The organism is Kribbella qitaiheensis (genome assembly GCF_042657745.1).
Taxonomy (GTDB): domain Bacteria; phylum Actinomycetota; class Actinomycetes; order Propionibacteriales; family Kribbellaceae; genus Kribbella; species Kribbella qitaiheensis.
Genome location: NZ_JBHSKE010000006.1, coordinates 519444 through 543358 on the forward strand (window position 1 = coordinate 519444; position 23915 = coordinate 543358).

The following is a 23915-nucleotide window of genomic DNA, read 5'->3' on the forward strand; positions in this document are numbered from 1 at the left end:
ACCACCGACAGTTTCACCGGGATTCCGTGGGCCCGGCCGGCGTACCCCAGGTGGTCAGGCAGAACGGATGCCCGGCCGGATCGAGGAACACGCGGAAAACCGACGGCGCAGGCTGTACTGCGGTCTTCGTGGCGCCGGCCGCGAGCACCTGGGCCTCTTCGGCGTCCAGGTCGGCCGTCTTGAAGTCGAGGTGGCACTGCTGCGGTACGCGGGGCTCGGGCCAGGTCGGCTCGCGGTAGTTCAGATCCCGCTGGAACCCGAGGCTGAACCCGTCGCACCGCAGCTCCACGAACGTCTCGCTGTCGACGGTGATCTCGCCACCGCAGACCCGCTGGTAGAACTCGGCCAGCCCGCGAGGCTCCGGACAGTCCAGCGTCGGCCCCCAGAACGGCGCGACCATCTACTGCTCGATCGGCCGCGGGATCCGCCGCACCAGGCTCTTGTCGGCGTACTGACCGACCCGGTACGTCGACCAGCCGTCCACGCCGGCCGCAACCGCACCGCCGAGCAGCGGGACTCGCCGGGTCACCATCAGGCCCATCCGCTTGCCGGAGATCCGGGCGATCAGTTCGCCGACGACCTCGCCGGAGACGAGCCGGTCGAGCTCCGGGTCGAACACCGGCGCGGTCGCGATCGCCAGCGGTGACGTCGGCAGGCTCGACTTCTTCAGCCGGTCGTCGACACCTTCCTCGCCCAGCATGCAGGTGATCACCGCAGTCCGGACTCGTGGATCGTCGAGGTCGTAACCGCGCAGGTGCGCGACCGCGGCGATCATCCGGGCCTGCACGACGGCGAGGCCGGTCAGGTTCGCGGGCAGCGCGACCGGCAGCGTGACGAGTCCGCCGATGCTGGTGACGAAGCCCTGCACCCCGGCCAATCGGATGTGCTGGTCGATCACGGCGTCGATCGCGAGTTGCGCGTCGTTGCCGTTCTTGGACAGTTGGCGCTCGGCGACCTTCTCCGCGCCCGGGAACCGCTGATAGCCGTCGATCGCGATCTCGAGGACCTGACGGAGCACACCCGCCGCGGCCTGCGGGGCGAACCGCTGCGCGGCTGGCGCGAGACTGCTGGCGACGAACCTGGCTACTCCGGCCACAGCACTCCTTCACAACTCGGGCACCCGCCCCGGGGTTCCGGCGGCGGGTGCGGCACTTCAACTCTACGTGGCTGCCCAGCGCGCGCCACTCGGGAGAAACCCCGGCCAGTCCCCCACCGTGCCGAGAAGCTGGGCCGACAAGCTCGGCCGAGACCACCGTCCAGCGGAAGCAGCGACGGGCTGCCCGGCGTTTGGTTGTTCGGGGCGTAGGTCAGGATGGTGGGGTGCCTGTCGAACCACCTGCCTCCGTGTGGGACTTCCCGCCGGTCGCGGTCGCCGGTCCCAGCGATGTTGTCGCGGCTGGGGCTGACCTCGAGCCAGGCACGGTGCTCGCGGCGTACAGGCGAGGGCTGTTCCCGATGCCTGACAGCCATGGACCGCTGCTCTGGTGGTCGCCGGTCGACCGCGGCGTGATCGAGATCGACGGGTACGCGCCGTCGCGGTCGCTGCGCCGGGCCCGGCAGCGCTTCGAGATCCGGGTCAACACCGCCTTCGACCAGGTGATTCGCGCCTGCGCCGATCCCAGCCGGCCGGGTTCGTGGATCGACGCGGACATCATCGCGTCGTACACCCGGCTGCACCGGATGGGCTGGGTCCACTCGGTCGAGGCCTGGGACGGCGACGAGCTCGCGGGCGGCCTGTACGGCGTGGCGATCGGCGGGTTGTTCGCCGGGGAGTCGATGTTCCACCACAAGACCGACGGGTCGAAGGCGGCCGTCGCCGGGCTGGTGGAACTGCTCAACGACAAGTACGCCGCCGACCGGGTGCTCGACATCCAGTGGGTGACGGACCACCTGGCCACCCTCGGCGCCGTCGCGATCCCCCGCGAGCAGTACATCCGCCGGGTCGAACGCGCCCTCACCCTCCCGCTCCCGGACGCCTTCAGCTGAGCTCCTGCCTTCAGTCGAGCTCCTGGGCGAGTCCGATGAAGTCGGCGAGCTGGCCCGTGGCTTGCTGGAAGAACTCGTCCGCAGGATCCATCGTGCCGACCAGCTGACCGAACAGCTCGAAGCTGATCATCCCGAACAGCTGCGTCCACGCGATCACCGTCCGCACCAGCACCTTCGGCGGTACTCCGGGCGCCATCTCCTTGAACACGCCGAGCTGCTCCGCGAGCAACCCCAGCGGTTCCGGCGCCTCAGCAGGAGCAACCAGTGCTCCGGTGTCCTGGGCGCGGGTGAGTATCCCGAGCAGCACGACCGCGACCCGTCCGGCCGGCTGGATCGTGCTCTCGGGCGCCTTGTACCCGGCGACGGGCGAGCCGTAGATCAACGCGTACTCGTGCGGATGCGCGACCGCCCATTCCCGGACCGCACGGCAGACCGCGAGCCACGCCGTACGCGGATCGTCCTGGTCCTTGGCCGCGGCTTCCGCCTTCGCCCCGAGCGCGTCGTACGCGTCGATGATCAGCGCGGTGAGCAGGTCGTCGCGGCTGGGGAAGTACCGGTACAGGGCAGACGAGACCATGCCGAGCTCGCGGGAGACGGCCCGGAGTGAGAGCCGCTCGGCCCCCTCGGCGGCCAGTTGGCGGCGGGCGGCGTCCTTGATCTCCCGCGTCAGCTCGGCCCGGGCACGGTCGCGGGCGGTTCGTCCTGCGTTCATGGCGGTCAGTCTGCCATGAGCACCGGACTAAATCGAGAGCAGTGCTCTTGACATGTTGTGCGTGCCGGTGTTCACTGGTCACAACAGAGAGCACCGCTCTCGCAAACTGGGAGGCGATCCTGATGCAGGAGTACAACGACAAGCGACTGGTCACCGTCGGCGGACGCAGTGGAGCACTGCTGAACAAGACCGTCGGCCGGCTGGCGAAGGTCGGCATCAGCCTGATGGGCAGCCGGCTGCTGTCGGTCCGCGGTCGCAAGAGCGGCGAGTGGCGCAGTACCCCGGTCAACGTGCTGACCGTTGACGGCCAGCGCTACCTCGTCGCCCCGCGCGGCCACACCCAGTGGGTCCGCAACCTCCGCGTGAACACCGAGGGCCGCCTCACCATCGGCCGCCGCACCGAGAACTTCCGCGCCGAGGAACTGGCCGACCCCGACAAGCCCGAGATCCTCCGCGCCTACCTCAAGAAGTGGGCCTGGGAAGTAGGCGCCTTCTTCGGCGACGACGTCCGCGCCGACTCCCCCACCGAAGCCCTCCTCCACGTAGCCCCCGGCTTCCCCGTCTTCAAAATCCACGCGATCTGAGTACTCCGCCCTCACCGCTCCTCCGTCGCCGCTCCCGCCCGCCCGTGGAGTCGCCGCTCCTCCGTCGCGGCTCCAAACAGGGTGGTCCCGCATGTCCCCACCGGATACAGGCGCCAGGTGATCGAGCCACTGCGCAGCAAAGTCCCCGAGCGCGGCTCGGTACCTAGCTCCACGTCAGGCTGGACGCCTCAAGAGGCGCGAGCTCGGAACACCAGCCCCGAATCAGTGCGGCATTTCTGCAAGCGGCGCTTGCAGAATTCCTTCGCGAGGTCGCAGATCACCGGACCGGCGGAGCGGGCGGCCTGATCAAGGTCGACTTCGCCACCGAGTCGGCGAGAGAACGGTCAGTTCAGGCTTCTCTGTGGAGTCGCTCAAGCCGTGCTCATTTGAAGCCTCGGCGGAGGGGGCATGGCAATCGTGCAACGGTGCGTTGCACAAATGCTTGGTGCTGGCAGGATGGCTGGATGATTAGTCCGGAGGAGTTGACGGCGGCGCCCAAGGTTTTGTTGCACGATCATCTGGATGGTGGGTTGCGGCCGGGGACGATCGTGGAGCTGGCGGGGGAGATCGGGCACCGGTTGCCGCGGCAGGATGCCGGTGAGTTGGCGCTGTGGTTTGTGGAGTCGGCGGATTCCGGGTCGCTCGAGCGGTATCTGGAGACGTTCGACCACACCGTCGCGGTGATGCAGAACGCCGAGGCGATCACCCGGGTGGCCAGTGAGTGCGTGCAGGATCTGGCCGCGGACGGCGTCGTCTACGCGGAGATCCGGTACGCGCCCGAGCAGCACCTCACCCGCGGACTGACTCTCGAGCAGGTGGTGGACGCGGTTCGCGAGGGTTTCGAGCACGGGATGGCGAACGCCGAGCGCCCGATCGTCGCGAGGCAGTTGCTGACCGCGATGCGGCACCGCGCCCGGTCGATGGAGATCGCCGAGCTGGCTGTCGCCTACCGCGACGTGGGTGTCGTCGGCTTCGACATCGCCGGCGCCGAGGCCGGTTACCCGCCTACCCGCCACCTCGACGCCTTCGAGTACCTCCAGCGCGAGAACGCCCACTTCACCATCCACGCCGGCGAGGCGTTCGGACTCCCGTCCATCTGGCAGGCGATCCAGTGGTGCGGCGCTGACCGCCTCGGCCACGGCGTGCGGATCATTGACGACATCACGTACGACGAGTCCGTCGATCTCCAGGACCTGGAAGGAAAGGTCGAGCTCGGCCGGCTCGCGGCGTACGTGCGGGACGCGCGGATCCCGCTGGAGATGTGCCCGAGCAGCAACCTGCAGACCGGCGCGGCCGACTCGATCGCGCAGCACCCGATCGGCCTGCTCGCCCAACTGAAGTTCCGCGTCACGGTGAACACGGACAACCGGTTGATGAGCGGTACGTCGATGAGCCGTGAGCTGGCCTTGCTCGCCGAGGCGTTCGACTACGGCCTGAGCGACTTCCGCTGGTTCGCGATCAACGCGATGAAGTCGGCGTTCCTCCCCTTCGACGAACGCCTCGCCATCATCGAGAACACCATCAAACCGTGGTACGCCGAAGCCCTGGCCCGTTAAGCCGAGGTACTGGCCCGATAATCGGTCGCCGGGCGGGGTCCCCGGCCGGATGATGGCGGGGATGACTACCTCCACGAAATCGGTCCGCTTCGTCGAGCTGACCAGTACTGCGATGCGCGCGTTGCTCGCCGACGATCTCGCGGCCGCGCGGGCGGAGACCGGGTACGAGCTCGGCGACGCCTTCCTGACGGATGCCGCCAAGTGGCTCTGGCAGTACCGCGTCGACCAGATGGCCGCGGATCCCTCCAGCATCGGCTGGCTCGCCAAGCTCGTGCTCTCCGAACCGGGCGTCGTGGGCTACGCCGGGTTCCACGGACCACCGGACGCGGCCGGGATGGTGGAGATCGGCTACACCGTCGACCCGCAGTACCGGCGGCAGGGCTACGCGCGGGCGATCGTCACCGCCTTGCTGGAACTGGCCGCAAGTAAGCCTGAAGTACACACCGTGCGGGCGTCGATCAGTCCCACGAACGCTGCCTCGCTCGCCACCATCGCCGGCTTCGGCTTCCTGGAGGCCGGCGAGCAATGGGACGAGGAAGACGGCCTGGAACTTCTCTTCGAGCGCCCTGTCTGACCGAGTCGCACAGGTTCGTCCTGAATACTTGACATCGGATACACGGGAGCTAATACTCGATTTCGAGTAATCGAGATCGAGGAGGTGGGCTGCGGTGGTCAAGCGCAAGGTGGCGAACCCGCTGGCGTTCGCCGTGCTGGGCAGTCTCAGCGAGCGGCCGATGCACCCGTACGAGATCTCCACGATGTTGAAGACCCGTGGCAAGGACATGAGCATCAAGCTCAACTACGGCTCGCTCTACTCGGTCGTGGCGGCGCTCGAGAAGCACGGCTTCATCGAGGCGGTCGAGACCCTGCGCGACGGCAATCGCCCGGAGCGGACCGTGTACGACATCACCGAAGCCGGCCGGCTGGAATTCCAGGACTGGCTGACCGAGCTGCTCGGCACACCGGAGAAGGAGTTCAGCCAACTGGAGGCCGGGCTCGCGTACCTGCCGGCCTTCCCGCCGGGCCGGGTAGTCGAGTTGCTGGACCAGCGGATCGTCGCGCTCGAGGCGGAGATCGCGGAGGTCGAGGCGGCGCACGCCTCGATGGAGGCGATCAAGTTCCCCCGTGTCTTCTGGGTCGAGTCCGAGCTCCGGCTGGCGTTGCTGAAGACGCAGGCCGACTTCGTTCGCCAACTGGCGAAAGAGATCCGCTCGGAGGAGCTCGAAGGCAGCACGTTCTGGCGCAAGGGCTACGAACTGGTGGAGGCCCAAGGGATCAAGCCGGCCGACCTCTTCAAGGATCCGCTCAAGTACTTCGGGGAGGAGTTCACCTGGATGCAGGCAATGCCTCCAGAAGGCCCGCCAGAACCAAAGTCAGAATCAACGCCAGAACCAAAGTAGGACGGCCCCCGACCAGGGTGCGGCAACACCCGGGTCAAGGGCCGCAGTTCCTCGAGTCGGTCCCTGAGGACCTGGCACCCAAGGCGCAACCATCAGGATAGCCAGGCCGCCGTGGATCGACTCCTCACCCATCAAGAGGAGTCACATCACCATGCCATCAACCAGTCATGCCCTCGAGGCGTCCGACCTGGTCAAGACCTACCCTGCCGGGCGGAAGAAGCCGCCGCTGCGGGCCCTCGACGGACTCACCTTCGCCGTACCGGAGGGCGTCGTACTCGGTCTGCTCGGTCCGAACGGCGCCGGCAAGTCCACCACCGTCAAGATCCTGACCACCTTGTCCCGGGCGGATTCCGGTACAGCGCGGGTCGCCGGGTTCGACGTGGTCCGACAGCAGAACGACGTCCGCCTAGCGATCGGATACGTACCGCAGAAGTCCAGCTCCGACCCGATGGCGACCGGCGTCGAGAACCTCGTACTGGGCGGCCGGATCTACGGCCTGTCGCGACAAGAGGCTGTACGTCGGTCCGCCGAACTGCTCGAGCGGTTCGACCTGACCGAGGCGGGCGGTCGCCAGGTCCGCACCTACTCGGGTGGAATGCAGCGCAAGCTGGACGTCGCCCTCGGCCTGGTCCACCGGCCGCGGGTGCTCTTCCTGGACGAACCGACCACCGGGCTCGATCCAGAGGCTCGCGCGGATCTGTGGAATGAGGTCGAGCGGCTCTCCGGGACCGAAGGTCTCACCGTGCTGCTGACCACGCACTACCTGGAAGAGGCGGACCGCCTCGCCGACCAGCTGGCCATCGTCGACCACGGCAAGGTCGTCGCCGAGGGCACGCCCGAGGCGCTGAAAGCCGAACTCCGCGGTGATTCCGTCCAGGTGGAACTCGTCGATTCCGATGTCGACGGCAACGTTCGCCGGATGCTCGCGCGACTTCCCGGCATCGGGGAGATCGTTGTCGACGGCAACACCTTGCGGGCCCGGGTGGATCGCGGCGCCACGGCGGTGCCCGCAGTACTGGGAGCCCTTGAGGAGAAGGCGATTCCGGTCACCGCGGTGACGGTTTCGCGGCCGTCGCTGGACGACGTCTACCTGCAGTACACGGGTCGCTCGTTCCGGGCGGCCGAGAACACAGCCGGACAGGATGAGGGGAGGGCCGCCTGATGGCCACGATCACCGCGAACCCCGCAAGGACTGCCGGAACCGCCCGCCGGGGTGGGTTGGTCAGTCACACGGGCTACATCACCGGGCGCTGGTTGCGGGCGCAGTACAGGTCGCCTGCTCTGATCGCCTTCACGTTGGTGCAACCTGCCATCTGGTTGTTGCTGTTCGGCCAGCTGTTCAAGGGCGTGGTGGCTCTCCCGGGCTTCGGCGACTCGTCGTACATCGCGTTCCTGACGCCGGGCATCGTCATGATGACGGCGTTGATGACGAGCGGCTGGGCCGGTACCACCTTCATCGCCGACATGGAGCGCGGCGTGATGGACCGGATGCTGACCTCACCGGTCCGCCGGGGCGCGCTGATGGCGGGCCAGCTGATCAGCAACGGGACCACCACGGTGATCCAGACCGTCATTGTGTTCGCGATCGGCATCGCCGCCGGCGCCCGGTACGACGGGGGCGCAGTCGGCTACCTGGTCACGATCGTGGCGTCGATGCTCGTCGGCACGGCGTTCGGGTCGCTCTCGAACGCGGTCGCCCTGCTGACCCGCCAGCAGGAGGCCCTGATCGGGATCTTCCAGTTCGTCTCGCTGCCGCTCACGTTCCTGTCCTCGATCATGCTGGACCTGGAACTGGCCCCCCACTGGGTTCAGGTCGCAGCCCGCTACAACCCCGTCGACTGGGCCGCCGTAGCCGCCCGCGAAGCCCTCTCAGCCGACCCGGACTGGTCCTCAGTAACCCGCCACGGCCTCTACCTCGCCGCCTTCACCCTCATAGTCGGCTACCTCTCCACCCGAGCCTTCCGCACCTACCAACGCTCGGTCTGAAAGCCGACCCGGGCCCTCCCGTCGTACTCCGGGAGGGCCCATCGAGGTAGCAGATCGTGGTCAAGGATGTGTACGCTTGGCACAGCCCAGGCAATAGCCGAGGGAAGTGAACCCGGGAGCCGTCCGGACGGTCGGTCGCCCGGGTTTCGCGTGTCTACGGGCCGACATCACGGACGTCGAGCAGTCCTCGCCCACAGCGCCGCTTCCAGTCCCCACCCCTCCCGACCACGCCATGATGTCCGGCAACCACAGCAGCGGTTCACTCGCCGGAGCCGAGTGAAGATAGGTCAACCGCTGTTCGGCCGGGCGGCCGCTCAATGCCTCACGGATCACCTGGTTGTCCTGATGATCCTGGCCGCAGGACTCGACAACCATCCGGCCCACAGCGAACTTCTCCAGCAGGTCCGGCACCATCGTCCTGAAGCACTCGTCCCGCGCCCGGCGCTCCGACCGTCCGTTGAGCGCAGCACGGTAGACGAGCGTCTGGGCATTCGAGCTGTGAGACGGCGCTCAGGATTTCCCGCCGACGCCCGTCACTCTCGTGCTTCATGTGCACTCTGCGCTGACCCGGCTTGCAAAGGGTGCGCAGAGTACGGCGGATCGCGGTCACGTCGGCAGGCAGGATCACCACCGCACAGAGCAGATAGCCACTCCGGGAAGACTCGTCGACGTAGGCATGGGAAGCCATGATCGGCCAACAATAGAAGGGAAGTCAGGGCTTCCCAAAACCCAGAAAGCTGTCGCGTCAGGCTAACGATTTCACCCAGCGGGTCCAGTTGGGTTGCGGGGTGTAGCCGGCGGCGCTCCAGGTCGGGTGGGCGTCGGTGTTGTCGTCGAGAACCATGGCGTCGGCTCGGGTGCCGCCGTAGGTGGTGAACCGGGTCTCGGCGAGGGAGACGAGGGTTCGGGCGATGCCGCGGCGGCGGTGGGTGGGCGCGACAGCCAGGCGGTAGAGGTGGCAGCGCCAGCCGTCCCAGCCGACGATGATCGAGCCGACGATCGCCCCGTCGTCGACAGCGAGGATCAACGCCGACGGGTCCCGCGCGATCAGGCGCAGGACGGCTTCTGGCGAGTCCGGTGGGCGGTGTGAGTCTTCGGCCGCTGTCGCCCAGAAGGTCATCACAGCATCCGCGTCGGCCGGTACTGCGAACCGGTAGCTGAGGTCGTCACGCCCGGCGGCCTGGAGCTCGGGTGGCGCGGAAGGCTCGGCCGCCAAGCTTTTGTCCTTGGATCCCATCAGTTCGCGGTAGTCCTCAGATCCCATCAGCTGGTGGTTTGGAAGGTTCGGCGGTAGTCCTGGGGTGGGACGCCGACTACTCGGCGGAAGTGGTGGCGGAGCAGGGCCGCGGTGCCGAAGCCGGCCTCGGAGGCGATCTGTTCGATGCCGAGTCTCGTCTGCTCCAGCAGGGTTCTGGCGTGCAGGACTCGCTGGGTGGTCACCCACTTCAACGGGGTCGTGCCTGTCTCGGCGACGAAGCGGCGGGCGAAGGTGCGGTCCGACATCCGCGCGCGCCGGGCGAGGTCCGGGACGGTGTGCTCGACGGTGAGGTTGCCGACCATCCAGTCGAGCACCGGCTGCAGGCTCTCGCCGGACGACTCGGGCACGGGCACCTCGACGTACTGCCGCTGGCCGCCGTCGCGCTGCGGCGGAACCACCATCCGGCGGGCGATCCGCGTCGCCACGGCGCTGCCGAGTTCCCGGCGTACGAGGTGCAGGCAGGCGTCGATGCCCGCGGCGGTGCCGGCGCTGGTGATGATGTTGCCGTCGTCGACGAAGAGCACGTCCGCGTCCAGCCGGGCCAAGGGGAACTGCTCGCGGAACTTGTCCGCGTAGCGCCAGTGGGTCGCGCAAGAGCGCCCGTCGAGGAGCCCGGCGGCACCCAGTACGAAGGCGCCCGAGCAGACCGTCAGCAGGATCGCGCCGCGCTCGGAGGCCTTGCGGAGCGCCGAGAGGATGCGTTCGTCGTACTCGCCGCGCCAGGTGGTGGCCGGCAGCGCGACCAGGTCGGCGTCCTCCAGTTCCTCCAGCCCGTACGGCGCGATCACCGCGGAGTGGCTGCTGGTTCGCAGCGGCTCACCCGGGCGGGTCGAACACACCTTGAAGTCGAACGGCGGCACACCGTCGTCGGTCCGGTCGATGCCGAACACCTCCGACAGCACCCCGAACTCGAACACGGCGACGTCCTCCATCAGGACGACAGCGATCTTCCGCAACATGCGAACCAGTATGGCAGGAATTTGTGGAAGGATGTCAATAGTGCCAATTGTGGCGGGATCTAGTTTGTAGCATAGTTACTGCCATGACCGGAATCATCGTCCTCGCAGTACTCGCGCTGGTCGTGATCGCGGCCCTCGAAAGCAGCAACAGGAAGCACGCAACCGGGCTCGGACACGGGCCCGAAGGCGCCTGGGTTGCCGACGATCGCGATCTCGCCAGGTCCAAGCTCGACCTGCTCGCCCTTGGTGGCGCAGCCGAGCCCTTCTCCCACAAGCCCGCAACCACTTCCGGCAGCGTCGTCACCATCCGCCGGGCCCGTATCCTCCAGCACCACGGCCGCCACGCGGCCTGATCCACCCCTTTGAAGCCGGCGGAAGAACCACCTTCCGCCGGCCTTCGGCTACTTTGCGAGCGCTTCCGCAGGCTCTCGGTGGCGTGCTGGGCGGGGAAGGTAGAGCTCGGCTGCCCCCGCAGTCAGAGCCACCGACAGCAGGAGGAAACCGCCGTACATCGTTGCGGGGTTGACCGATGCCGGCTCCTGCTGATTGAGAATCCACAGCAGGAGTACTCCGCAGGCGACCGCCGCGGCACCGATCACCTTCCACCAGATCTGCCGGAGATGAAGCAGTCCGCCCAACAGGAACGCGGGCAGGAAGACCATCCCCGGGCCTGCGAAGACGAACAACCAGCACAGTCCGAGCAGCCGCCACCAGCGGGACCGACCGGCCCGGCGGGCGCCGTACAGGAATCCGAGCGCCGCACCGCAGACGGCAGTCGAGCCGAGGATCATGCCCGTCCCGCTCCAGCTGAACTCGGGATCGGTGGAGATCAGCCGCATCCACACCCGAGCAGCAGTTCCCCACATCAGCCCGAGCGCGAAGCCTGCGCCGGTAGCCCGCGGGATGCTCACCATTCCACCGGCAGACAGGCGAGCCGTGGACCGGCGGCGCCCTGCGGATCAGTGGGTTCCTGGTGGATCACGATCGCCCGCCGGCCCGGCAGCGGCGCGAACGCCACCTGGGTGAGCGCAAACCCGGTCCCGGCCCGGGTTGCCGTGAAGTCGAGCCATACCTCCGTGGTCGCATCGACCCGCGGTGGGATGTTCCCGGCCACAGCGTCCGCGTTGTAGTGCGGCCCGGCCGCGGCGCCGTCGCCGGTCACACAAGGCCCCACGTGAAGGTGAGCGCCGAAGTCCCGGCCGGCCACCGATCGGTCGATTCCGCGGACCTGGAAGACCACCAGACTGCGGCCGCGGTGCTGGACCATCACGAGCGTGGCTCTGGCGTGGTCGAAGGGTCCGGCCGCACCGAGCTGGAGATCGCGGAGATTGCCGTGAGCACTCACCACTTGGGTTGCGCCACGGTCGGTATGGGCGTCGGCTGTGGCCGGCGCGAAGATGGCCGTGCTCAAGAGGATCGCTGTTCCCGCGGCGGCAAGCTTCGTTCCTGTCATGACTCCCCCAATCGGGTCCATGCTGGGTGCAAGGATCACTGCAACAGACGGGCCTGGACGCTGCCTGGGTGACAGGGAAAAGAAGATCTCGGCGCTGTCACCCGGCTGGCAATTTCGCTCGTCCGTCAAGGTGATGGGGGCTATGGATGCTGCTGCGGAACTGTCCGGCGCCGGCGTACGGCGGGACGCCGACGCGCTGGTCGTCGCGCTGTTCCAGGCCGAGGGCGCACGGCTGGTCCAGCTCGCCCGGTGGTTCGTCGACGACCGAACGGCCGCTGAGGACCTGGTGCAGGAAGCATTCCTGCGGCTGGCCCGCAACCAGCACCGGATCAACGACCCGGACCGGGCCGCGGCGTACCTGCGCTCGATCGTGATCAACCTGGCCCGCGACCACAACCGGCGTGGTCTGGTCTCCCTGCGGCACCGGCCACCCGCCGAGGTGGACGACCGCTCCGCCGAGGACCACGTGGCCGATGGGGAGAGCCGCCGCGAGGTGATCGAGGCGTTGCGCGGTCTGCCGCGGCGGCAACGCGACTGCGTCGTCCTGCGGTACTACGTCGAGCTGCCCGTCGCGGAGATCGCGGCGACCCTCGGTCTGTCCCCGAACTCGGTGAAGACCCACTTGCAACGCGGCCTGAGGTCGCTCAAGGCGGAACTGGAGGAACCCCGATGACAACACATCCGCCCGCCGGCGACCTGCCGTCCAGCGACCCGACACCGGTGGAGCGCCGACTGCTCGAGGCACTCGGGCCGGGACAACCCCGCAGTACCTCGCCTGATCTGTTCGACCGGGTGCTCGGAAGCATCGCGGACGACCGGATCCGTCGGCGGCGGAACCGGCGCGGGGTACTGGCGGCGGTCGCCGGTCTTTTGTTGCTCACAGCAATCGTATTGTTACTCACTCCGACGAAGAACGGACATCTGCTGATGGACTGGTGGGTTCTCGAGCTGATCACCACGGGCCTGCTGATCGGACTCGCGCTCTGGCTCGGGCCGTTCATCAAACGCTTCGGCCGGGCCTATGCGGCGGACGTCTTCCACGACAACCCGCAGACCGGCAAGAGCTACATCGTGCTGACCGACATCGTGTACTACCTGATCTTCACGGCGTACATCCTGTTCACCGTCAACTTCGAGCCGCGGCCGACCTGGGGACTGCGCGTACTGCCGGCTCAAGTGACGTTCGAAGCCGCCCGACTCGGCGGCATCCTGCTGATCATCGGGGTGCTGCACGGCCTCAACATTGTCCTGATGCCGGTCCTCGGCCGTCTGTTCTCCCTCAACCGCAAACTCTCGGGCCACTAGCCGGTGATCTTCGGTCGGATCGGAGGGTGACCCTCTGGCGTTGAAAAGGTAGATGCTCCGGGCGAAAGTCCTGATCCACAGCTCGAGGAAATCCGCGCGCAGTGTTGGCCGGTGTGTGTCAGAGTCGCTTCGTGGATGACTATCGCGTGCTGAATCGGGCGAGCTGGGACGAGCGGGTTCCGGCGCATGCCGCGTCGCCCGACTACATGCTCGAGCGGTTCGTGGAAGACCCGGCTTTCCTCAGCGGTGTGGTGCGCTTCGACGTACCGCGACTCGGGGACATCTCCGGACTGCGCGGTGTCCACCTGCAGTGCCACATCGGCACGGACACGGTCTCGCTCGCGCGGCTGGGAGCACGGATGAGCGGGCTGGACTTCTCGACGCCGGCGATCGAGCAGGCGCAGGGATTCGCCGACCGGCTCGGGCTCGAGGTCGACTTCCACCAGGCAGACGTGTACGACGCCGTCGAGGTGCTGGGCGCCGCGTCGTACGACCTGGTGTTCACGGGGATCGGGGCAATCGGCTGGCTGCCGAGCATCGAGCGCTGGGCGAACACGGTCGCCGGGCTGCTCAAGCCGGGCGGCCGCCTCTTCATCCGCGAGGGTCATCCGATGCTCTGGGCGCTGGAAGGCTCGAAGCATCCGGGTCTGATCACCCTCGGTTATCCGTACTTCGAGACCGAGGAACCGATGGTCTGGGACGAGGGCGGCACGTATGTCGCGACAGACGTCGAGTTCCAGCACAACGTCACGCACGAGTGGAACCACGGCATCGCGGAGATCATGAACGCGCTGATGAACGCGGGCATGGAAATCACCGCGTTCGAGGAGCATGACAGCGTCCCCTGGGAAGCACTCCCGGGCTACATGACCCTGGACCCCGAATCAGGCGAGTGGCGCCTCACCGAGCACCCCGAGCGCCTGCCTGCCAGCTACACCCTCCAGGCCCGCCGCCGCTGACCACCCAGCACAAGCCGCACCCCGTACGACGTACGCGGGTGCGGCCGAGTGTGGAGGCTTAGTGCGCGTTCCGGCGCTGCTGGACCTTCTGGAACATCTCCTTGGCCTTGCGCTGGTTCTCCGGCTTGCTCATTTCGCGCTGCAAGACCTGCACCAGCTTGGCGACGACAGCGCCCTTGACCAGTGTCTTCACGAAACCCATCGGGGGCCTCCTTCTCTACTTCCTACGAAGGTAGCGGTACCCACAACCATTCCCCATAGGTGATCCCCCTGTCCGTGCCCCAGTGCCCGGCGGCCCGAGACCCTGGACCGGTTCAGGACATGTCGGTGTAGGCCAGGTGGCGTCCGCAGTGCAGGCAGCGGAAGAGGTACCCGGTCGCGTCGCCGTCCGGATCCAGCGAACGGACGTAGCGTTCGCTCTGCTCGGCAGACCAGTGGAACTCGTCGTTCTCGTGCAACACCATCTCCAGTGCCTCCGGCACGGCTTCCAACTCTGGATAACCGACGCGGCCGAGGAACGCTGCGGCGTCGGCGCAGTGGTAGAGCCAGTAGTGCTGCTGCCAGGCCGTGAACCCCGGAGTCCTGGTGAGAAGTTCGGTGAGGACCGGTTCCGGTACTTCGGTGGGCGCGCGAATGGTGTCGGTGAAGTGTGCGTCGTACCGCGCCGCCGCGGATCCGTCAGCCACGCACCAGGGGCAGATCTCCCCCCGCACCGGTTCAACGCAGTAGACCGGACCGCCGTACAAGTAGCCCCGCTGCTCGCCGCAACAGCGGCAGCTGTTCTCGCTCGGGATTATCTCGCCGGTCGCCAGCGGGGCCGGGTGGTAGCGGAACGTCGGCAGCTCGCTCACGCGGCTGAGCCTGCTGCAGACAGTGACGGATCGCAACTATTCCGGGGCATGTCCTCGGGTTGTGGGCACAATGGGTGGGTGCCTGAGCTGCCGGAGGTTGAGTCGTTGGCGGGGTTCCTGCGGGAGCGTGCCGTTGAGCGGGCTTTCGTGCGCGCGGACATCACCGCGATCAGCGCGCTGAAGACGTATGACCCGCCGATCTCGTCGCTGGTGGGGTTGCTGATCGACGACGTGCAGCGGCACGGGAAGTTCCTGGACATCTCGGCGCAGGGGATCCACCTGGTGATCCACCTGGCGCGGGCCGGATGGTTGCGGTGGCGGGAGGAGCAGTCAACCGGGCTGGTCCGACCGGGCAAGGGGCCGATCGCGCTGCGGGTGGTGCTGGACGACGGGTCAGGGTTCGACCTGACCGAGGCGGGCACGCAGAAGAAGCTCGCCGTGTACGTCGTGCGCGACCCCGCGGAGGTTCCCGGGATCGCGCGGCTCGGGCCTGATCCGTTCAGCCTGTCCCTCGAGGACTTCGGCGACATCCTGAAGCGGGAGGGCCGGGTCCAGCTGAAGGGCGTACTTCGGAACCAGTCGGTGATCGCCGGCATCGGGAACGCGTACTCCGACGAGATCCTGCACGTCGCGAAGATGAGCCCTTTCAAGCCGGCCTCGAACCTGACCCCCGACGAGCTCCAGCAGTTGTACGACGCGATGCAGGAGACGCTCCGCGACGCGGTCACCAGGTCGTCCGGCCTCGAGGTACAGGATCTGAAGTCGGAGAAGAAGAGTGGGATGCGGGTGCACGGCCGCAAGGGTCTGAAGTGCCCGGTCTGCGGCGACATCGTCCGCGAGGTGAGCTTCGCGGACTCGTCCCTGCAGTACTGCGCGACCTGCCAGACAGGCGGCAAGCCACTCGCCGACCGCCGCCTCTCCAAGCTGCTCAAGTAGTCAGCCGGTGTGACAGAGAGGCCGAGCGACGCCCCGCAGTACGCCCGAAGTTCGTCACGAGCCTCTCCGGCCGGCGAGTCCTGCCTCGACCTTCTGCGTCCGGGCCCGCGACTGTCAACGCTCGATCCAGCACTCGGGCAGCCGCATTCCACCCGGCCCCGAGAGCGGAAATTGGGTGGGGCTGCGATGATCTGAGGCATGTTCCAGACTCCGGAGATTCCTGCCGTCGTGGTTGCCGATGTCGATGACGACCTGCTGGGCGAGGCGTTCGTGCTCGACGTGCGCGAACCCGACGAGTGGGCTCGTGGTCACATCGAGAGCGCCGTCCACATCCCGCTCGGCCAGTTGCAGGAACGGGTCGGCGAAGTACCGCTCGGGCAGAAGGTGCTCTGCGTGTGCGCGGTCGGCGGCCGGTCGTCGATGGCGACCCAGTACCTCGCCTCTGAGGGGCGCGACGCGATCAACCTGGACGGCGGCATGCACGCCTGGCAGGTCGCGGGCCGCCCCGTCGCCGTCGACTGATCCCGGCGGGTTCATGACAGAAAGCTTCCGGTTGGTCGCTGGGGACGTTACTTTGTCACCGGTCGGTTGACCGGCGTACACCTGCGCCTCACACGGCGGTAGGTCCCACGGCGTCGGATGGCCGCGTCCGCCCAGCCCAGGAGGCCCCGTGTCCACGCCTGCCCCGCCCGCCTTCCGCCCGGAACCACCCGAGACGCCAGCCCGTACGCCAGCCACAGGGACCAAGCCGCGCCGCCGGACAGCGGCAGTGAGCCTCGTGCTCGGCGGCCTGCTGGCTACCGCCGCGGTGAACCCTGCCGCGGCCGCCCAGCCCTCGCCCGACCAGCTCCGGCAGACCACGGCGGTCGAGGCCCATCGCGGCTCGTCCGCGGCCTCGGATATCCCCGACGTCGCCATCGCCCCGCCCGGCGAAGGAATCATCACCAGGCGGGAGGACACCCCGGTCGCGCCTGGCGTGAGCTACACCAGCTTCGACCGGCTCGACGCCCGCGGCTGGTTACGCGGCGACATCCTGGTCGCGGACCTCGACGCGGGTGGTGTGACCGTCGACTACCTGAACCCCGGTACTGTCTCCGGCCGCGAGGTGCTCAGCCAGCAGGTCGCGCGCAAGGGTGCGATCGCCGGCGTGAACGGCGACTTCTTCGACATCAACGACACCGGCGCACCGCTGGGTATCGGGATCGAGCGGGACGCCGACGGTGGCGCCGGCCGGTTCGTCAACGGCCCGGCCGCCGGCCACAACGACACTGCGGTCATCGACAAGAACGGCCTCGGCCGGATCGCCCAGGTGTTCCTCGAGGGCACTGCGACCGACGACGACGCGAGCAAGGTCGACCTGACCAACCTGAACTCGCCCTCGGTCAACAGCGGTGGCATCGGTCTCTACACCCCGCAGTGGGGTGAGGCGGCCCGGACCCGCACGGTCGACGGCCTGCCGACGGTTCGCGAGGTTATCCTCCGCGACGGTGTCGTGGTCTCCTCGGCGACCACGCCCGCGACCACCCCGCTGGCCGCGAACGAGCTCGCGCTGATCGGCCGCGAGGCCGGAGCGACCGCGCTCACGGCGTTCGAGCCGGGCGAGAGGGTCGAGGTGAAGTACGGCCCGCGTGCCGACGCGGCGGATGTCGCCGTCGGTCTCAGTGGCAACATCCAGCTGGCCCGCGACGGCCAGGTCCTGAACGTCGACGACACCGCCCTGCACCCGCGGACCGCGATCGGCTTCTCCGCCGACGGCCGCCGGATGGTGCTGCTCACGGTGGACGGCCGGATGGTCGACTCCCGCGGCCTGACCGAGAAGGAGCTGGCCCGGCTGATGCTGGACCTGGGCTCCGATGACGTGCTCAACCTGGACGGCGGCGGCTCCTCGACGATGCTGAAGCGCTCGCCTGGCGAAGCCACCCCGGAGGTTGTGAACAAGCCCTCCGACGGTTCAGAGCGGCTGACCCCGAACGGCCTGGGACTCCTTCCGGTCAAGGGATCCGGCAATCTTAAGGGCTTCCGGATCGAGGCCACCGGCACCGCGACCGAACTCGCCGACACCGACATCACCCGCAGCTCGCGGGTCTTCACCGGCCTCAGCCGCGTCCTCGCCGCTCGCGGCCACGACGAGACGTACGCCCCGGCCCCCGGTACGCCGAACTGGTCGGTCGGCAGCAACGCCAAGGTCACCAGCCAGGGGATCGTCACCGGTCGCCGCGCGGGTGACGTCATCGTGACGGCTGCCAAGGGATCCGCACGCGGCCGCTTCCCGATGACGGTGCTCGGTACGCCGGTTCGGCTGGCGCCCTCGAGCAAGCAGGTGTCGTTGCCCGACGCAACGGCGAAGGGCTTCTTCACGGTCAACGGGTTCGACGCCGACGGCTTCTCCACCTGGGTGGAACCGCGGGACGTCAAGCTCACCTTCGACCCGGCGCTCGTCAAGGTTGTTGCCAAGGGCAATGGGTTCGACGTGAGCGCGATCGGCACGGACGCGGTGTCCACCGTGGTCACCGCGAAGGTGGGAGACCTCACCACCCAGCTCAGTGTCACCGCCGGCTTGAGCAGCGAGGTGGTCGACGAAGTCGACGACACCACCCGCTGGCAGGCGAACGCAGTACCGGTGGGTGCCGCGACGGCATCCCGGTCGGCCGCGGAGGGGCACGACGGCGGGCAGGCGATCGCGCTGGACTACTCGCTGACGGGGAGCACCGCCACCCGGGCGGCGTACCTGTCGCAGACTCCGCAGCAGACGCTGCCCGGTCAGCCGCAGAAGCTCGGCGCCTGGGTGTATGGCGATGGCAAGGGCGCCTGGCTGCGGGCCAACGCGTACGACGCCGCCGGTGGTGCTGCGCAGACACTGAACCTCGCGTCGGCGGTGGACTGGACCGGCTGGAAGTACGTCGAGGCGGACATCCCGCCGGGGCTCACGATGCCGTTGAGGTTCTGGCGGATCTACGTGGTGGAGACGGTGCCGACTCGGCAGTACTCCGGCCGCATCGTCATCGACGACCTGACCGTGCGGGGCGCGCCGCCGGTAACGGTGACGCCGCCGGCCAAGGTGGTCGACCCGATGGTGGTGACGGATGGCACCGCCACGGGTGGTGGCCGGTGGAAGTTCGCGGTGATGTCGGACGCGCAGTTCACCGCCGACGACCCCGAGTCCGACTTCGTGAAGCAGGCGCGGCGGACGATCCGCGAGGCGCTGGCGCAGGAGCCCGAGTTCCTGGTGATCAACGGCGACTTCGTCGACCGCGGCTTCGCCAACGACATCGCACTGGCGAAGAAGATCATCGACGAGGAGGTCGCCGGCAAGGTGCCGGTGCACTACGTGCCGGGCAACCACGAGAGCTACGGGCCGGGTGACCTGTCCGAGTGGAAGAAGGTCTTCGGCGAGCCGACCAGCACCTTCGACCACAAGGGCACCCGGTTCGTCCTGCGGGACTCGTCGCTCGGGTCGCTCCGGGCGGGTGGCTTCGACCAGATCCTCGACCTGCGCAAGCAGCTGGACGACGCGGCGCGGAACCCGAAGATCCGCAACGTCGTGGTGATGGCGCACCACCCGATCGACGATCCGTCGCCGACGCAGAACTCGCAGCTCGGTGATCGCAAGGAGGCCGACCTGCTGGTCCGGTGGCTCGCGGACTTCCGCGCGTCCACGGGCAAGGGTGCGGCGTACATGGCAGCTCACGCGGGCACCTTCGCGGCGACTCGTACCGACGGCGTCCTGCTGCCGCTGACGGGCAACTCGGGCAAGGGCCCGGCCGCCGCACCTGACGCCGGCGGGTTCACCGGCTGGGCGCTGGTCGGGATCGACCCGTCGGCGCGCGAGGCCGCCGCCGGCGAGCGGCACTGGTCCGCTCCCGAGCGGTCGTGGTTCCAGGTCGAGCTCCGGCCGCACGTCGACTCGCTCGAGCTCGCGGCGCCCACCTCGCTCCGCCGGGGTACGAGTGCCTCGGCCGCGGCGACCGTCGTACAGGAGTACCGGCGGGTGCCGGTGTCGTTCCCTGTGTCGGCGGACTGGTGGGGCTCGAGCCTGCTGCACATCGGTCCGGCCCGCACCGCGCCGTTCTGGGCGGTCGCGGCCTATGACCCGGCGACGGGCCAGCTGACGGGCATCCGCCCGGGCTCGGTGCAGCTCGGCGTGACGGTCAACGGCGTCAGCAAGAGCGCCACCGTGAAGGTCGACTGGTAAGCAGCGAACCGCCGGCACTCACCAACCCTCGGCCGCCAAGCCGCCGAGCGTGCCCGCCCTCCCGGGTCGGGGTTTGGTGAGTGCCGGCGGTCCGCGACCATAGGCGTCATGCGCCTGGACCGGATCGCAATCGTCGAGTACGACGCCCGCTGGCCAATGTCGTTCGAGAAGCAGCGCGACCTGGTGGAGCCGGTACTGCGCGACTGGCTGGTCCGCCCTATTGAGCACATCGGCAGTACTGCGGTACCGGGTCTGCCGGCGAAGGCGATCATCGACATGGCGGCGGTGGTCGCCGACTACGACAAAGTCCCGGCCGCGTTCGACGAGTTGGCCGCACTCGGCTGGATCACAGCCCCGGAACCAGGGGATGCCGAAGCGCGTAAATGGTCGCTGTGCTTCCCGATCATCGAGCGGCGGTCACACCACCTGCACATCGTCGAGGAGAACTCCGCGGGCTGGCAGACCTGGCTCGCCTTCCGCGATCACCTACGGACCACGCCTGCCGACCGGGACGAATACGCCCGGATCAAACGCGAACTGGCCGCTGCGGATGACGAGGATCGCCCGGCCTACCGCGCAGGCAAGGCCCCGTTCATCAAGCGAGTTCTGCAGCAGCTCGAAGACCGCTGAGCCTGGCAGAGATCAGATGTCGGTGAAGTGCTCGACGTGCGGCGGGTTGGCGAAGTGAGGGCCGATCAGGCCGCGCCAGACACCGAAGGCGTCACTCGCGCGGAACGCGTTGTGCGCCTCGACCGAGTCCCACTCGACCATCAGCACGAACCTCGTCGGCGTCTCGATGCCCCGGGTCATCCGGATGCTGCGGCTGCCCTCAGCCTGCTCGATCTGCTGCCGAGCCTCCTGGTACGCCGCCGCGAAGGCGTCTTCCCGACCGGCCGTGACATCGATCAACGCAACCTCGAGCACCATGCCGGCCACTCTTTCACGCCATCCGTACCGCGTACTCCGCCAGCCCGGCTGGTGGGACGGGTGAAGTAGCGTCTGCGGCATGACTGAGGTGAGGAGACCGCGGCGGCTCGAGCGCGGGGATCGGGTGGCTGTGGTGGCGCCGGCTGGGCCGTTGTCGGCTGAGCGGTTGGCGGACGGGTCGGAGTACTTGCGGGCGTGGGGGCTCGAGGTCGAGCTGATGCCGTCCGCGCTGGCGAAGCACGACGAGCTGCCGTACCTGGCTGGTGACGACAAAGCCCGGGCCGCCGACTTCCGGGCCGCCTGGCTGGATCCGCAGTACAAGGCGGTGTTCGCCGGTCGTGGCGGGTACGGCGTACAGCGGACCCTGCAGCACCTCGACCTGGACGAGCTCGCGCCGATCGACAAGATCCTCGTCGGGTTCAGCGACCTCACCGCGCTGCACGAGGTCTTCAACGCTCGCGGCCTCGTCACGATCCACAGCCCGATGGCCGCGTCTGTCGGTCAGCTGCAAGTGCCCGCATCCCACGACCGGCTCCGGGACCTGCTGTTCGAGCCGGGCTCGGTCAAGGACCTGCTCGACCCCGCCGGCGCGCGGACCGTCATCCCCGGTACTGCGGAAGGCCGCTTGCTCGGTGGCAACCTCGCGCTCCTGGCCGCCAGCCTCGGTACTCCGACCTTCGCCCAGCCGGACGGCATCGTCGTGATGGAGGACGTGAGCGAGGACGGATACCGGGTTGATCGGCTGCTCACCCAACTGCTCAGGGCCGGGTGGTTCGACCAGGTCACCGGGTTGGTGATCGGCGACTTCAGCGAGTCGGACGACCAGGGCCTGGTGGCGCACGTCGTCCGCGAGCGGCTCGAACCGCTCGGCCTGCCGATGGTCGAGGGTGCCGCGATCGGGCACGAGGACCTCAACCTGGCGATCCCGCTCGGCCTGCCGGTCCGCCTGGACGCGAACGACGCCACCCTCACCCCACTGCTGGAACCGCTCAGTTAGCCAGGTGTACGCGAAGGAACGCGAAGGCCTGCGGGTAGGCGTCGAGGCGGTTCACCCGCTTCGCGAGCCCGTGGCCTTCGTCCGGGTAGACCAGCAGCTGACACGGCACACCCCGCTTCTCGAGCGCCTTGGCGATCTGCTCGGCCTCGGACAACGGCACCCGCGGGTCGTTCGCACCGTGGATGACGAACAACGGCGCGCGGATGTCGTCCACCCGGTTGAGCGGACTGGCCTGCTCGAGGAAGTCCCGGTCCTCGGCCAGTACGCCGTACTCGCGTTCCCTGGCCACCTTCCGGTACTCCGAGGTGTTCTCCAGGAACGTCACCAGCGAGGCGATCCCGACGATGTCGACACCTGCCGCCCAGAGGTCCGACTGGAAAGCGAGACCGGCGAGCACCATGTACCCGCCGTACGAGCCGCCCCAGAGCGCAGTACGGCCGGGGTCGACGCCGATGGACGGCAACCACTTGTGGATCGCGCCGAGGTCCTTCACCGAGTCGAGCCGCAGGTGCTTGTCGTCCAGGGAGTACCAACGCTTGCCGAAGGCAGCCGAGCCACGCACGTTCGGTACGACGACCGTGTGGCCCTGGGCCGCGAGCGCCGGGATGAGGGGATTCCAGATCCGCAAGGACGCCCCCTCGGGACCTCCGTGCACTAGCACCACGGCTGACCCGTCACCCCCGTCGGCCGGGCGGTACACGAAGACCGGCACCCGCTCGTCGTCGAACGAGGTGACCCGGTGGCTCTCTGGATGCGCCAGACCCTCCGGCAGTACGGGCATGTCGGGCACGTGGATCGCGACGACCTCGCCGGTCTCCCGGTGGTAGCGGAACACCGACAGTGGTTCGACAGGCGAGCTGTGGTTGAGCAGCGCGAAGGTGCCGTCCGGTGACCACAACGGATCCGGCGCCATCATCAAGCGGGCGGCGCAACCACCGGTGGGCAGGTCGAGCGGCGCGACCAGTGAGGCATCCGCCAGTTTGTGCAGGGCCATCGATACCCCACCGTCGTCGGTGGTCCCGATCAGCAGGTGCTCGCCGTCCGGGCAGACCCAGCCGGCCAGATCGTGCTCGTCGTCGACCAGGAGATCCGTCCAGGTCGCCGTGCCGAGGTCGTACCGCCGCAGCGCCATCCGGTCCCGCCCGGCATCGCTCGCGACGACGAAGGCGGATGAGTCCGGCAGCCAGGAAGGCCCGTCCTGATAGTTCGGAGCGTCGTACGCCGTGAGCTCCGTGACCGCGCGGGTGGTCACGTCGACCAGCAGCAGTTGGGTGGAGTTCCCCGGGCCGCCGGCGAGAATGATCACCACTAGGCGCTCGTCCGGCGACGCGTGCACCGAGGCCACGTAGCCGCCGCCGTCGTACAGCACGGTCTCGGCACCGGTCTCCAGGTCCCGTGCGATCAGGTCGAAGTCGACGTTGTTTCGCCGGTTGGTGAGGAAGAGGATCCGGGTCGGCGTCGCGTCCGCCAAGTGGTGGAAGTACTCCGGGTCGTGCACCAGCGGGGTCAGTCCGGGCAGACCGTCGGGCCCGCTGCGGTCTTCCAGGTTTAGGATCGACAGCTGGCCGCGTTCGTCACCGCCGCTGTCGTGCTCGACGACCACCTTGCTGCTGTCCGGGACGAACCGCGCCGCCCGGACGGTGTCGTCGAGCGCCGTCAACGCCCGCCACTGCCCGTCCGGCTCGACCTCGTGGATCTGCCGGATCCCGCTCCCGTCGTACCCGACGAGCAACCGCCCTTCGCTGTCGACGTCGAAGGCCATCACGGTCGGCAGTGAGAGCAGCGTTTTCAGCACGGCGCTCAGTCTCACATGCGGGAACAAAGCAAGGGAGGGGCGGCCAAGGCTGCCCCTCC

General features: G+C 68.3%; 27 protein-coding genes. 16 read left to right on the plus strand and 11 right to left on the minus strand.

The features are described 5' to 3' along the window. Positions 1–13: 13 nt before the first annotated feature. Both ACFPJ1_RS06955 and ACFPJ1_RS06960 read right to left on the minus strand, forming a co-directional pair. Positions 14–400, minus strand: coding sequence for a VOC family protein (locus ACFPJ1_RS06955; RefSeq protein ID WP_380102194.1), 387 nt, complete (start codon positions 398–400; stop codon positions 14–16). Beyond that, complete coding sequence (locus tag ACFPJ1_RS06960; RefSeq protein WP_380102195.1) at positions 401–1096, minus strand: EcsC family protein; 696 nt, start codon at positions 1094–1096, stop codon at positions 401–403. Positions 1097–1320: 224 nt separating this feature from the next. Between ACFPJ1_RS06960 and aat the strand changes: the two genes are divergently transcribed. Next, positions 1321–1986, plus strand: coding sequence for a leucyl/phenylalanyl-tRNA--protein transferase (aat, locus tag ACFPJ1_RS06965; protein WP_380102196.1), 666 nt, complete (start codon positions 1321–1323; stop codon positions 1984–1986). A gap of 10 nt (positions 1987–1996) precedes the next feature. Here aat and ACFPJ1_RS06970 read toward each other — a convergent pair whose 3' ends face one another. Further along, a complete protein-coding gene (locus tag ACFPJ1_RS06970; RefSeq protein ID WP_380102197.1) occupies positions 1997–2698 on the minus strand; it encodes a TetR/AcrR family transcriptional regulator in 702 nt (233 codons plus the stop codon). A gap of 122 nt (positions 2699–2820) precedes the next feature. On the opposite strand from ACFPJ1_RS06970, the gene ACFPJ1_RS06975 reads away from it, so the two are divergent. The 6 genes from ACFPJ1_RS06975 to ACFPJ1_RS07000 all read left to right on the plus strand — a co-directional run bounded on the left by ACFPJ1_RS06975 (position 2821) and on the right by ACFPJ1_RS07000 (position 8224). Further along, entirely contained in the window at positions 2821–3282 is a 462-nt protein-coding gene (locus ACFPJ1_RS06975; protein WP_380102198.1) for a nitroreductase family deazaflavin-dependent oxidoreductase, read from the plus strand. Between the two features lie 464 nt (positions 3283–3746). Beyond that, on the plus strand, positions 3747–4838 hold the full coding sequence (locus tag ACFPJ1_RS06980; protein ID WP_380102199.1) for an adenosine deaminase: 1092 nt from the start codon (positions 3747–3749) through the stop codon (positions 4836–4838). 61 nt (positions 4839–4899) lie between these two features. Continuing rightward, positions 4900–5412 carry a GNAT family N-acetyltransferase gene (locus tag ACFPJ1_RS06985; RefSeq protein ID WP_380102201.1) on the plus strand — a complete coding sequence of 171 codons (513 nt, stop codon included), beginning with the start codon at positions 4900–4902 and terminating at the stop codon, positions 5410–5412. Positions 5413–5506: 94 nt separating this feature from the next. Next, positions 5507–6238: a PadR family transcriptional regulator gene (locus ACFPJ1_RS06990; RefSeq protein ID WP_380102202.1), complete on the plus strand. Its 732-nt coding sequence runs from the start codon at positions 5507–5509 to the stop codon at positions 6236–6238. A 151-nt stretch (positions 6239–6389) separates the two neighbouring features. Then, positions 6390–7400: an ATP-binding cassette domain-containing protein gene (locus ACFPJ1_RS06995; RefSeq protein WP_380102203.1), complete on the plus strand. Its 1011-nt coding sequence runs from the start codon at positions 6390–6392 to the stop codon at positions 7398–7400. Further along, the gene (locus ACFPJ1_RS07000) at positions 7400–8224 is read left to right on the plus strand and encodes an ABC transporter permease (RefSeq protein ID WP_380102204.1); all 825 of its coding nucleotides are present in this window, start codon (positions 7400–7402) and stop codon (positions 8222–8224) included. Before ACFPJ1_RS06995 ends, ACFPJ1_RS07000 begins: the two co-directional genes overlap by 1 nt. Before the next feature lie 745 nt (positions 8225–8969). On the opposite strand, the gene ACFPJ1_RS07005 is transcribed toward ACFPJ1_RS07000, so the two are convergent. Both ACFPJ1_RS07005 and ACFPJ1_RS07010 read right to left on the minus strand, forming a co-directional pair. After that, positions 8970–9488 (minus strand): GNAT family N-acetyltransferase, encoded by a 519-nt coding sequence (locus tag ACFPJ1_RS07005; RefSeq protein ID WP_380102205.1) that lies wholly within the window; start codon positions 9486–9488, stop codon positions 8970–8972. After that, positions 9488–10441 (minus strand): helix-turn-helix domain-containing protein, encoded by a 954-nt coding sequence (locus ACFPJ1_RS07010; protein ID WP_380102206.1) that lies wholly within the window; start codon positions 10439–10441, stop codon positions 9488–9490. The genes ACFPJ1_RS07005 and ACFPJ1_RS07010 overlap by 1 nt, the downstream gene beginning before the upstream one ends. Positions 10442–10524: 83 nt before the next feature. Here ACFPJ1_RS07010 and ACFPJ1_RS07015 point away from each other — a divergent pair, with 83 nt between their 5' ends. Next, positions 10525–10794, plus strand: coding sequence for a hypothetical protein (locus tag ACFPJ1_RS07015; RefSeq protein WP_380102208.1), 270 nt, complete (start codon positions 10525–10527; stop codon positions 10792–10794). Positions 10795–10842: 48 nt separating this feature from the next. On the opposite strand, the gene ACFPJ1_RS07020 is transcribed toward ACFPJ1_RS07015, so the two are convergent. Both ACFPJ1_RS07020 and ACFPJ1_RS07025 read right to left on the minus strand, forming a co-directional pair. Next, the gene (locus ACFPJ1_RS07020; RefSeq protein ID WP_380102209.1) at positions 10843–11352 is read right to left on the minus strand and encodes a hypothetical protein; all 510 of its coding nucleotides are present in this window, start codon (positions 11350–11352) and stop codon (positions 10843–10845) included. Then, complete coding sequence (locus ACFPJ1_RS07025) at positions 11349–11894, minus strand: hypothetical protein (protein WP_380102211.1); 546 nt, start codon at positions 11892–11894, stop codon at positions 11349–11351. The genes ACFPJ1_RS07020 and ACFPJ1_RS07025 overlap by 4 nt, the downstream gene beginning before the upstream one ends. A gap of 142 nt (positions 11895–12036) precedes the next feature. Here ACFPJ1_RS07025 and ACFPJ1_RS07030 point away from each other — a divergent pair, with 142 nt between their 5' ends. The 3 genes from ACFPJ1_RS07030 (at position 12037) to ACFPJ1_RS07040 (ending at position 14158) form a co-directional block, all read left to right on the plus strand. Beyond that, positions 12037–12567, plus strand: a complete 531-nt coding sequence (locus tag ACFPJ1_RS07030) for an RNA polymerase sigma factor (RefSeq protein WP_380102212.1) — start codon at positions 12037–12039, stop codon at positions 12565–12567. Beyond that, positions 12564–13199, plus strand: a complete 636-nt coding sequence (locus ACFPJ1_RS07035) for a hypothetical protein (RefSeq protein WP_380102213.1) — start codon at positions 12564–12566, stop codon at positions 13197–13199. Before ACFPJ1_RS07030 ends, ACFPJ1_RS07035 begins: the two co-directional genes overlap by 4 nt. A gap of 131 nt (positions 13200–13330) precedes the next feature. Then, on the plus strand, positions 13331–14158 hold the full coding sequence (locus ACFPJ1_RS07040) for a class I SAM-dependent methyltransferase (protein WP_380102214.1): 828 nt from the start codon (positions 13331–13333) through the stop codon (positions 14156–14158). 58 nt (positions 14159–14216) lie between these two features. On the opposite strand, the gene ACFPJ1_RS07045 is transcribed toward ACFPJ1_RS07040, so the two are convergent. Further along, positions 14217–14360: a hypothetical protein gene (locus ACFPJ1_RS07045; protein ID WP_380102215.1), complete on the minus strand. Its 144-nt coding sequence runs from the start codon at positions 14358–14360 to the stop codon at positions 14217–14219. Between the two features lie 112 nt (positions 14361–14472). Beyond that, positions 14473–15009, minus strand: a complete 537-nt coding sequence (locus ACFPJ1_RS07050) for a CbrC family protein (protein ID WP_380102216.1) — start codon at positions 15007–15009, stop codon at positions 14473–14475. Positions 15010–15087: 78 nt separating this feature from the next. On the opposite strand from ACFPJ1_RS07050, the gene ACFPJ1_RS07055 reads away from it, so the two are divergent. The 4 genes from ACFPJ1_RS07055 to ACFPJ1_RS07070 all read left to right on the plus strand — a co-directional run bounded on the left by ACFPJ1_RS07055 (position 15088) and on the right by ACFPJ1_RS07070 (position 20767). Next, entirely contained in the window at positions 15088–15945 is an 858-nt protein-coding gene (locus tag ACFPJ1_RS07055) for a DNA-formamidopyrimidine glycosylase family protein (RefSeq protein WP_380102217.1), read from the plus strand. A gap of 198 nt (positions 15946–16143) precedes the next feature. After that, positions 16144–16467 carry a rhodanese-like domain-containing protein gene (locus ACFPJ1_RS07060; protein ID WP_241995325.1) on the plus strand — a complete coding sequence of 108 codons (324 nt, stop codon included), beginning with the start codon at positions 16144–16146 and terminating at the stop codon, positions 16465–16467. A gap of 148 nt (positions 16468–16615) precedes the next feature. After that, complete coding sequence (locus ACFPJ1_RS07065) at positions 16616–20137, plus strand: phosphodiester glycosidase family protein (RefSeq protein WP_380102218.1); 3522 nt, start codon at positions 16616–16618, stop codon at positions 20135–20137. Between the two features lie 108 nt (positions 20138–20245). Continuing rightward, positions 20246–20767 (plus strand): GrpB family protein, encoded by a 522-nt coding sequence (locus tag ACFPJ1_RS07070; protein ID WP_380102219.1) that lies wholly within the window; start codon positions 20246–20248, stop codon positions 20765–20767. Positions 20768–20779: 12 nt separating this feature from the next. On the opposite strand, the gene ACFPJ1_RS07075 is transcribed toward ACFPJ1_RS07070, so the two are convergent. After that, a complete protein-coding gene (locus ACFPJ1_RS07075; RefSeq protein ID WP_380102220.1) occupies positions 20780–21064 on the minus strand; it encodes an antibiotic biosynthesis monooxygenase family protein in 285 nt (94 codons plus the stop codon). A gap of 79 nt (positions 21065–21143) precedes the next feature. On the opposite strand from ACFPJ1_RS07075, the gene ACFPJ1_RS07080 reads away from it, so the two are divergent. Continuing rightward, positions 21144–22061 carry a S66 peptidase family protein gene (locus ACFPJ1_RS07080; protein WP_380102221.1) on the plus strand — a complete coding sequence of 306 codons (918 nt, stop codon included), beginning with the start codon at positions 21144–21146 and terminating at the stop codon, positions 22059–22061. On the opposite strand, the gene ACFPJ1_RS07085 is transcribed toward ACFPJ1_RS07080, so the two are convergent. Continuing rightward, positions 22054–23856 (minus strand): S9 family peptidase, encoded by a 1803-nt coding sequence (locus tag ACFPJ1_RS07085; RefSeq protein WP_380102222.1) that lies wholly within the window; start codon positions 23854–23856, stop codon positions 22054–22056. The two genes, ACFPJ1_RS07080 and ACFPJ1_RS07085, sit on opposite strands and share 8 nt — an antisense overlap. Positions 23857–23915 lie beyond the last annotated feature (59 nt).